The sequence below is a fragment of the Blautia sp. HA3515 genome (assembly GCF_059933065.1).
The window spans coordinates 1-10,303 of the sequence record NZ_JAYFUY010000027.1 but is presented as its reverse complement, the minus strand read 5'-3'; the positions used below and the strand labels follow the sequence as shown (position 1 = coordinate 10,303).

General features: G+C 44.8%; 9 protein-coding genes and 3 pseudogenes. All 12 read right to left on the bottom strand.

Annotation, left to right across the window (positions count from 1 at the left end; translation table 11 throughout):
• Positions 1–126: pseudogene (locus tag R1Y93_RS01515) on the bottom strand (glutaconyl-CoA decarboxylase subunit beta); the annotation flags it as partial.
• A gap of 16 nt (positions 127–142) precedes the next feature.
• Positions 143–523 carry a biotin/lipoyl-binding carrier protein gene (locus R1Y93_RS01510; protein WP_368189319.1) on the bottom strand — a complete coding sequence of 127 codons (381 nt, stop codon included), beginning with the start codon at positions 521–523 and terminating at the stop codon, positions 143–145.
• A gap of 19 nt (positions 524–542) precedes the next feature.
• Positions 543–824 (bottom strand): OadG family protein, encoded by a 282-nt coding sequence (locus tag R1Y93_RS01505; RefSeq protein WP_500821374.1) that lies wholly within the window; start codon positions 822–824, stop codon positions 543–545.
• Positions 825–1,291: 467 nt separating this feature from the next.
• Positions 1,292–2,723: pseudogene (locus tag R1Y93_RS01500) on the bottom strand (acyl-CoA carboxylase subunit beta).
• Between the two features lie 389 nt (positions 2,724–3,112).
• A complete protein-coding gene (locus tag R1Y93_RS01495; protein ID WP_500821373.1) occupies positions 3,113–3,718 on the bottom strand; it encodes a D-alanyl-D-alanine carboxypeptidase family protein in 606 nt (201 codons plus the stop codon).
• A 134-nt stretch (positions 3,719–3,852) separates the two neighbouring features.
• Positions 3,853–4,269: a hypothetical protein gene (locus R1Y93_RS01490; protein ID WP_500821372.1), complete on the bottom strand. Its 417-nt coding sequence runs from the start codon at positions 4,267–4,269 to the stop codon at positions 3,853–3,855.
• A 24-nt stretch (positions 4,270–4,293) separates the two neighbouring features.
• Positions 4,294–5,091, bottom strand: a complete 798-nt coding sequence (locus R1Y93_RS01485) for a zinc dependent phospholipase C family protein (protein WP_500821370.1) — start codon at positions 5,089–5,091, stop codon at positions 4,294–4,296.
• Between the two features lie 14 nt (positions 5,092–5,105).
• Positions 5,106–5,675 (bottom strand): SMC-Scp complex subunit ScpB, encoded by a 570-nt coding sequence (gene scpB / locus R1Y93_RS01480; protein ID WP_500821369.1) that lies wholly within the window; start codon positions 5,673–5,675, stop codon positions 5,106–5,108.
• Between the two features lie 39 nt (positions 5,676–5,714).
• Entirely contained in the window at positions 5,715–6,503 is a 789-nt protein-coding gene (locus R1Y93_RS01475) for a segregation and condensation protein A (RefSeq protein ID WP_500821368.1), read from the bottom strand.
• Positions 6,504–6,581: 78 nt separating this feature from the next.
• The gene (locus R1Y93_RS01470) at positions 6,582–7,382 is read right to left on the bottom strand and encodes a metallophosphoesterase (protein WP_500821367.1); all 801 of its coding nucleotides are present in this window, start codon (positions 7,380–7,382) and stop codon (positions 6,582–6,584) included.
• On the bottom strand, positions 7,379–8,407 hold the full coding sequence (locus R1Y93_RS01465) for a molybdopterin-binding protein (RefSeq protein WP_500821366.1): 1,029 nt from the start codon (positions 8,405–8,407) through the stop codon (positions 7,379–7,381). The genes R1Y93_RS01470 and R1Y93_RS01465 overlap by 4 nt, the downstream gene beginning before the upstream one ends.
• Before the next feature lie 14 nt (positions 8,408–8,421).
• Positions 8,422–10,171 (bottom strand): annotated as a pseudogene (locus tag R1Y93_RS01460) (ABC transporter ATP-binding protein).
• Between the last annotated feature and the right edge of the window lie 132 nt (positions 10,172–10,303).

Genomic DNA, 10,303 nt, shown 5'->3' with positions numbered 1-10,303 from the left:
TCCCTTTGCAATAGCCAGATAAAGGAATACGCATGCAACCACGATCATCAGGTAATTGCCCCATGTCAGATTAAAAAATGCTGTCTGGTGAAGCAGGTTGGACAAAGTATCTGTTACATAAGACATCTGAATACCTCCCGACTTAGTTTAATGTTGCAAGGGTATCTCCATTTTCAACAGAGGCACCTTCTGCCACATCAATACTTGCAACAGTTCCGTCCTGTGGAGCTACTACCGGAATCTCCATCTTCATGGACTCAACGATCACAATGCTGTCACCGGATTTAACAGCCTGTCCTACAGATGCAACGATCTTTAATACTTTTCCAGGAACCTGTGCTGCTACCTTTACGGAACCTGCGCCTGCAGCTGCTGCTTTCGGTGCCGGTGCTGCCTTTGGTGCAGGAGCTGCCTTCGGTGCCGGTGCTGCTGCTCTTGGAGCTGCTGCCGGTGCTGCACTTCCATTCTCTTCTACGGTTACATCATATGCAGTTCCATTAACTGTGATTGTATAATTTTTCATTTTGAAATCCTCCTGTTATTTACCATTTCTTACGATTCACTTTGCGGATAGAACGTACAACAAAACTATCTGTGCTGGTGCCCTCTGCTGCTGCAATAGCAGCTGCGATCACTGCAACCAGTTCACCGTCATCTGCTGTTTCTTCAACAACAGGTGCTGCTACTGGTGCCGGTGCAGGAGCCTGAGCCGGTGCTTCTGTTTTCTTCTTGCTGCCATTGGGAATAAAACGGAACAGCCAGATCACAAACATCAGGAAAAACAGAACAGCGAATACGGTAGCAAGACCCATCACTGTATTCATTGCAGCTCTTTTCAGTGTATCACTCATTGAATACTGGATGTCCACATTTACAGATGTAGGAGCACCAGACTCATCAAACACATATACAAACTTTGCATCTGATTTCTCAAATGCTACAGGAACAGTAATGGTATACTCACCATTTGCCTCAGAGAAATCTGTCTCTCCGGCATCCTTCTGATCCTCTTTCATGGTTCCAAGCTCATCCTTTGCACCAGCCCATGCTGTCATAGCACTGGTAGTAAAGCTGTCACTGGACTTGGAATAAGCCTCTACCTGATCATCTGTCAGCTGGACAATGGTCTGGGTCAGGCCTTCTGCAGTTGTGATCATCTGCTGCTTCAGCGTATCATCCACATCTGCCCATACAGCTCCGGCTGTACCCAGTACAAGGGCTGCCGCACATAAGATCGAAGCGCAGAAGCAGGATACCTTCTTAAAAATACCTTTCATATGCTCCACCTCACTTAGACCGTTGTGTGTTTCTTGGACGGACGTGCTTCTCTTTGTGAAAAGCATCTCAAATGCACCAATCACATATTTTCTTGTGTCTGCAGGGCTGATAATGGTATCTACATATCCTCTCTGTGCAGCAGACTCAACGCTGGACTGAAGTTCTTTGTACTGAGCTGCCTTCTCATTCAATGTAGCAGCATCTGCACCTGCATACATGATCTTGGCTGCCAGGGATGCGTCCATCATACCGATCTGTGCATCTTCCCATGCATAAACCATATCTGCTCCAAGGGCTTTGCTGTTCATCACTGTATAAGCACTTCCGAATGCTTTGCCGATGATCACATTAACCTTGGGTACAGGTGCATCTGCAAAAGCATGTACCAGCTGTCCAAGGGAAGCTGCAAGAGTTCTCTCGTTGCATTTGTCTGCTTTAAAGCCTGTTACATTGGTCAGTACAGGGATCTGGAAAGCATCGCAGAATTTCACAAAATCTGCTGCTTTTCTTGCGCTCTTTGCGGAAAGGCTTCCGTCTAACTCTTCGGACTTGTTGTCCTGTGCATCATAGATCTCGCTTCTGTTGGCAACAGCACCTACAGTAGCTCCGTTCAGGCGGATAAATCCTGCTGCAATATCTTTGCCGAAGTCTGGTTTGATCTCGAAGAACTGCTCATTGTCAGCGATCCTTGAAAGTGCAATGGCTGTATCTCCTGTGCAGTTAGCAATATCATCACATACACGGTTCAGATCGTCTGTGCACTCCATATATGCATCAGAATCTTCATTGTTAGACGGCAGGTATGAAATCAGTTCACGGATCTTCTCAAGGATCTCATCTTCGGTGCCAACTCCGTCGATCGGATCCTTGTCTCAACTGCTCTGGAATGCAGCATCAGATGTATCACATTTGTCAATGTGATTGCCTGCCAGTGCATTTGGGGAATTCACAAACATTTTTCCTTTTTTGCTCTCTATAAATGTAAAATCGGTGAGTGCCGGAACAACAGCCATACCTCCACCGCAGGTACCGAAAATACCTGTAACCTGAGGAATCACTCCGGATGCCGGAGTCTGCTCGAAGTAGATCTCTCCAAAGGCCTCCAGTGCATCAGTAGCTTCCTGAAGACGAAGTCCTGCACAGTCGATCAGGCCGATCACCGGTGCGCCTGTCTTCATGGCAAGGTCATAAAGTCTGGTGATCTTCTTGGCATGCATCTCGCCAACTGTACCGTTTAATACGGATACATCCTGGCTGTATACATAAACCAGATTCCCGTCAATGACACCATATCCGGTAATAACTCCGTCAGAAGGTGCTTTTTTTTCAGCTAAGTTGAAATCAGTGCTTCTGGCTGTCACACTTTGGCCGATCTCAACAAAACTGTTTGCATCAAGCAAAGAAGTAATTCTTTTGCCTGCTAAGCTTTGTGTTGCATTACTCATTCTTATTTGCCCTCCGTTTTATAAAAATTTAAAAGTATAACCAAAAAATCTGCCGATTGTAATTGTACAATTTTTCAACCTTTTTTTCAAGTCTTTTTATACTGAAACAGCAAAAAAGAGCCTTGCAAAAAGTTCCCTTTCGGGAATCTTTCGGCAAAAGCTCCTTTCCCATACTTTTTCTTCTTTCTTTTTTGTTTCAGCTATGAAAAAATAAATGAAACACCTGATCCACACACCAGAAATAACTGATCCGTTCCACATTCTTATCTGCAACAACGGGATAAGCAGCCGGAAGTTTGCCCATCCCCAAGCAGGTATCTCACTTCTCCGATCTTCTGTCCCTTTTGCACAGGAGCACCTGAAGCTCCTTTCCCAGCTTCAGCCTGCAGCTAACCTTCTCGCCGGTACGAACCAGTACTCTTTTTCTTTTTCTCTGTTTCTTTAGCCTTTAGTTTTCCCTGGATCCATGCCTTTTTTTTGTTCCCGGCCTGCTGCCCCCCAGTGGTTCCGTTTTCAACAGAAAGCCTTGGGATCTTAAGCTCTTTCCAGTATTTTTCATATCTGAAACAGGTTTCCCCGTATTTCAGAAGCTTTTTTGCATCCTGCCATTTGTAATTTTTATTACCAGGCCAGCCGCATCCAAGAAGGGCAATGATAAATGTCCTTTCCTGGTTCTCACAGGCACACACGTAACAATATCCTGCATTGCCGGTAAATCCTGTTTTTCCCGAAAGCACTCCTTCTTCCATATCAAGAAATGCATTTGCATTACTCAGCAGGGAAAAATGTCTTTTGCCGCTTAAATCTGAAAAAGAATAATCCCTTGTCTGGGTGATTTTAAGAAATACCGGATTGGAAATAGCATAATTCATGATCCTGGCCAGATCTTCAGCCGTGGTATGATGTACTCCGCCTGCATCGGAAGCATCCAGACCATTTGGTGTAATAAAATAAGTATCCTTGCATCCGATCTCTTTTGCCTTTGCATTCATCATGTCGGCCGAAGCCTTCCACACTGCCGCCGATATGCTCTGCACCCCCCACCGCCGTATCAGTTATGGCTTTTCAGCATCCGAGAATATAAAAGATCTTCCAGGTAATACTGTTCCCCCTTCACGCAGGTTCAGCCTTACCTCCGGCTGATCTCGGAAGCGGCATTTTTTGAAATACTTACATAATCATCTCCGGATCCGTTTTCCAGTGCCAGAATACAGGTAAGCACCTTTGTTGTACTTGCATTTGGTCTTGGTACTTCTCCGTCCTTCTGATAAAGGATCCTGCCGGAATCTCCATCCATCAGCACGGCTGACAGGGAATAGAGGCTTCCCGGCTCTCCCGGCTCACTGTTTTCTACCAGATCCACCAGATTAGCGGGATCCACCTGAACCTCCGTAACTTGGCTTTTTCCATATGCCGGAATATGAACAGTTACAAGAAGCAGCAGGCACCAGCGCACTGCTGTCTTTTTCAGGTTTCCTTTCATCTGACACCCCGCAGCCTGATATCCGGATACACGGATCCAGATACCTGATTTTATAATAATCATATGCAGGCATGTCCTGAATATACCTTAACCGTTATATGTTTTATCCCATCGTTCAGACAGACTGCCAGGCATAAGGGCCAGGCTGTATAATTCCATCAGATCTTTGGGAGCTGCCAGCAAAGCCTTACGGAAGTATTCTTCCAGCTGTCTCACAGGTATTTGACTTTCCTTTACAGGTGCAGGAGTCATAAAATGTCCCAGCATATCCTCCTGGAAATTCTTTCCGCCCAGCCTTAAGATACGCCCGATCCATTTTCTTCGCCTGCCTCCGTCATCACAGACCATAAGATTTGTAAAATATTTCATCATTTTCATGGAAATGCAAATATTACTGCTGCTTACCTGAGGAATCGCCTGATGGATCACCTTTGCATAACGGATATCAGGTACAATCCCGCAAGAAGGATAATATGCATAGGGATTTTTACCTGTTTTTTCCATCAGATATCTGTCAAATTCTGTTTCCAGGGTGCTGTGACGCAGAGCTCCGGAGTCATCCACCTGATTCACATAGGGATGGCAAACAGAATCCAGAAGATAATGGCAGCCAAACCCCATCATATATGCAAACAGTGCATGACTGTCTGTCTCTCTTACTTTTTTCATCCCTGCCTCAAAAAAACCGGCAGCCTTCTGCCGGTGCATGGAAATGCCTTTCGCTGTTACCGGATTCGGCGTAACCATAAAATAAAACAGGATATCCGGCCCGTGAACACCGATCCTGTATAATTCTCCGTTTTCCCGGATCAGCTGCTGCAAAGATGCAGGCAGCTGCCTGTAAACCATTTTTCCAAACAGATCATGTGCATATGTGGTTGGCATTTGTTCATCTCCCTTTACACATCCAGCCGAAGCTGTACTTCCTCTTCTGCTTCTGCCTTAAAATCTTCCAGCTTTACAGGGTCAAGAGAAGGCAGTTCTTCCAGTCCCTGAACACCAAAGGTACGCAAAAATTCCTCTGTTGTACCAAACAAAATCGGTCTTCCCGGTGCATCCAGACGCCCCAGTTCCTTTACAAGGGAATATTCCACCAGCTTGTTCACTGCATGGTCGCTTTTCACACCGCGGATCTTCTCGATCTCTGCCTTTGTGATCGGCTGCTTGTATGCAATAATGGAAAGGGTTTCCAGCATTACATCTGTAAGGGATGGTTTCTTAGGCTGCATGGCGATCCGTATCAGATTCCCGTAATATTCTTTTTTGGTGCACATCTGAAAGGAGTCTCCCAGTTCAATGATCTGAATCCCCCTGTCTTCTTCCCGGTATCGGTCCATCATATGATGGATCACCTTTCTTGTTGTCTCTTTATCCTGCTCTACTGCTTTTGCGATCTGTGTTAACTCTACAGAATCTCCCATTGTGAAAAGTATGGCCTCGATCGCTGCTTCCATTGTCTTGATCTCCACTTACTAACCTCTTCTATGTTCCATTTATGCAGAAGCTGCTTATGCATCCTCCGCAAATTCCGTCAAATTCTTCCATGTATCAGGATCTGTTACAACATCGATCTGAATATCGTCAAATAATTCTTCCTGCACCACATGGATATGTCCCATCTTCATAAGCTCCAGCACAGAAAGGAAAGTAACGATCACCTGCACTCTGGAGCACTGCCTTTCCAATAGCTGCCTGAAGCTGAACTTCCTGTGGCTTTTTGCAAAATCCTTCATCTGAAGCATTTTGTCGGAAAGGCTGACCTCTTCCTTCTCAATAGTTCCAAACTTGCTTCGGATAGGATCGATCCTGTCATCCTGTTTCCGTATGATGGACTTGTAGATCTCATTCAGCTTTTCCAGGGTCAGTCCCTCAAGAAGAGCAGACGGATCCACAGGCTCTCTGTACTGCAGCACTTCCTTTGGAACCGTAGGTTTTTTGTAATAAATCCCTTCTGCATCGTCCATCTTATCACGAAGCTCATAGGACATATATTTGTACATTTTGTATTCAAGAAGCTTCTGAACCAGTTCTGCTCTTGGATCCTCTTCCTCGCCATCTTCATTGACTTCCTTTGGAAGAAGCATCCTGCATTTAATATCCAGAAGTGTGGCTGCCATGACCATAAACTCGCTCATAACACCCAGATCTTCTTTTTCCATAGCATGGATATATTCCATGTACTGATCTGTGATCTCCACGATAGGAATATCATAGATGTCTATTTTATTTTTATCGATCAGGTGAAGGAGCAGATCCAGTGGTCCTTCAAACACATTTAACTTTACAGAAATAGCCATTCGTATCGTTCTCCCGGTGTTTCATTTTACATGTTCTGCATGGGATTGTAAAGGGTGGCTTTGCATATTACAAATGTTTTAAGATCCTGTGCCTTCCAGTTCAATGATCAGAAGCTCCCTTGGATTATGGATCCGCACAGGAATGGTATGCTCCCCCAGCCCTGCACTTACCAGAATATATTTTCCTTCTTTTTCAAAATCCCCACAGCAAAATGGCGGAAACAGCAGATACTGAGGACTGGTCAGACCATGATGCCTGGACAGCCTTAAAATCCCCCCATGATAATGACCGCAAAGAGTCAGATCTGCATTCCAGGAGAAATAAGCTTTTCCGTATTTGGGATTGTGGGCCAGAAGAATATTCAGCCTGGATGGATCACCTGAGCCCAGTAAATTCTTGATCTGTGCACAGGTCAGCGTTGGTGAATCCGGCTTATGATAATACTCCATAGGGAGCTCCAGTCCGTAAATAGTCAACGGGATGTCCCCTATCTTAAGATCCTTCCTTTCATTGTGAAGGATCTTTATGCCGCCTTTTACCAGTTCCTCTTCATAATCCGTATAGATCCGCGCGGTCTCCGGCTGAAGCTTCATCCTGCATTCATGATTGCCCAGAGCCATATAAACCGGAAATTCTTCTGAAAGCTTCAAAAGAAGCTCCCTTGCCACAAAAATGGACTGGGATAATGTACGCACGATCATATCCCCTGCACACAAAACAAGATCTGGCTGCTGCCTGCGTATCTCTTCCAACAGTGCCTGATTACCCGGACCGAATTCTCTGCCATGCAGGTCTGTAAGAAAAGCTGCTTTCAGTTTTTTCCCTTCAGGGATTTTGGATGATGTAAGCCTGTACACCTGTGTGCGAAAACGGATCATTTGCCAAACCCACAGGCCGGAAAGGTGCAGACCTTACAATTCAGGCAAAGTCCGCCCTCTCCATACGCAGCCACTTCCTCTTCATGGATCTCATCTCCTGCTGCCAGTCTTGGAAGTACAAGATCAAAAACCGTTCGTTTTGCATACATCACGCAGCCCGGCAGTCCGATCACAGGAATACATTTTCCGTCTTTCTCATAATAGGAGACCAGAAGCATAGCTCCAGGAAGCACAGGTGCACCATAAGTTACGATCCTGGCTCCTGTATCCCGGATCCCGCCTGGTGTGCGGTCATCCGGATCTACGCTCATCCCGCCGCTGCAAAGTACCATATCTGCCCCGTCCTTTATGAACTGAAGGATATCCTCTGTGATCTGAGTTTTATCATCTCCTGGCATAGTCTGACCCATAACTTCCATGGAGTATTCTTTTAATTTTTCTACCAGCACCGGTGTAAAGGTATCCTTTATCAGGCCCTTTTTCACTTCACTTCCTGTAGTTACAATCCCTACTTTCATAGTTTTGTAAGGAAGAATAGAAAAAATCGGATCTGCTCCTGCCGCTTTACAGGCTTTATCCATTTTTTCCTGCTGGATCACAAGCGGGATGATCCTGGTTCCTGCAATCTTGTCGCCTTTCTTCACTGGAAAATCTCCATGTCTTGATGCGATCATCATTTCCCCCTGGCTGTTTACTGCCAGAAGTGCATCCCTTCGGATCTTCAGCACTCCGTCTATATCTGCGATCAGCTCGATCTTTCCCTCACTTACTTCTGTTCCGTGCATATGCTCTCCTGCACATATCTGATATAGGATCTTGGCAGCCTCATTTTCGTGAAGGATCCCTTCTTTTTTCTCCCAGACAAATAAATGCTCTTTTCCCACTGAAAGAAGAAGGGGAATATCCTCTTCCCGGATCACATGGCCTTTTTTAAACAGAACTCCTTTTTTTTCGTCTTTAATGATCTGAGTAATATCGTGACACAACACACTGCCCACTGCGTCCTTGGTACAAATCTCTTTCATGTGCCAAACCTCCTTTATAATCCGGCTCTGCAAAGCTTTGCATAAACACCATTCTTTTCCATCAGTTCCTTATGGGTGCCTTCTTCTGCGATCCCATCCTCAGTGAGCACAAGGATCCTTCTTGCATTCCGGATCGTTGACAGCCTGTGTGCGATCACAAATGTAGTCCTGTCTTTTGCCAGCCGTTCCAGCGAATCCTGCACCACCTTCTCACTTTCATTATCCAAAGCTGAAGTTGCTTCATCAAAAATAAGAATGGGTGGATTTTTCAGAAATGCCCTGGCAATTGACAGTCTTTGCTTTTGCCCGCCGGAAAGCTTCACTCCTCTCTGCCCTATATCTGTATAATAATTATTGTCCATTTCCATAATAAAATCATGTGCATTGGCAGCCTTAGCAGCACGGATCACTTCTTCATCTGACGCATCCGGTCTTCCATAGCGGATATTATCCAGGACTGTTCCTGCAAAAAGATAAACATCCTGCTGTACAATACCAATATTATTTCTCAGATCTTTCAGGCGGATGTTGCGGATGTCCTTTCCATCCAGGTAAATAGCACCACCTGAAACATCATAAAATCTGGGGATCAGACTGCACAAAGTGGTTTTTCCTGCTCCGGAAGAACCAACTAATGCTACATACTCTCCAGGCTTCACCTCCAGATTCACGTGAGAAAGAACACTCTCCTTATGATCCTCATAATGAAAGGATACATCCTCAAACCGTATATCCCCTTTCGCATGTGCAAGGGGCTGAGCATCCGGTCTGTCCTCAATATCCGGCGCAATGGACATCATTTCAAGGAAACGGTCATATCCACTGTATCCATTCTGGAATTGTTCTGTAAAATTCACAAGCTTTGTAACCGGCTCCGTAAAATTGTTGATATAAAGCAGGAAGGTAACAAGGTCTGCTGCCAAAAGACTTCCCTCAGCCAAAAACATGGATCCGGAAACCAGTGCTACAACTGTGATCAAAGTAGTAAACGCATCCATTCCGGCATGATATCCTGCCATATAACGATATGATACGCTTTTTGCCTCTACAAATCTTTCATTTCCTTTTTTGAATTTCTCAATCTCACGTTTCTCATTTCCAAAAGACTTTACCACCCGGATCCCAGCCAGGCTGTCTTCGATCTGGCTGTTAATATCCCCGATACGCACACGGTTTTCTTTAAAAGCAGTTTTCATCTTACGGTTATATATAAGAGCATAAATAAGCATCACCAATACAACCAGGAAACAAAGAAGTGCCATTTTCCAGTTCACATTCATCAAAATGATCAATGCGCCAAACAATTTGATCACGGAAATAATAATATCCTCCGGTCCATGATGCAGCAGCTCACTAATATCAAAAAGATCGCTGGTGATCCTGGAAAGAAGATGGCCTACTTTCTGATTATCGTAAAATGCAAAGGAAAGCTTCTGATAGTGACTGAAGATCTCATTACGCATATCATGTTCGATATAGGCTCCCATCATATGACCATAATAGGTGATAAAATATCTGCTTCCCAGCTGCACAAGAATTAGAGCCAGCATACCAAGGCCAATATATAAGATGGTCTTCTGCGCCTGTGCAACAGGCATAGAACCGATAGAGGTCATAATGTACCTTACCAGCAAAGGGATTACAAGCGTTACGGCTGCACCCCAGGATCGCAAAAAATAAATCAGCAAAAAACAGGCCTTTATACGGCTTATAATATGCTGCTAGCAATTTTAATTTGTGGTCTTTTCCTTTACCCTTGTTCATGATTCATTTCCTCTTCCCGATTTTAGTACTCCCTATTATAAGCCTATCTGCCTGTTTTTGTCAAAATCAGCCCTTCCTTTTTCCAAAGACTTTTTAACCACTTTTTAGCCAGTATTTTCCTTTCACGACTGT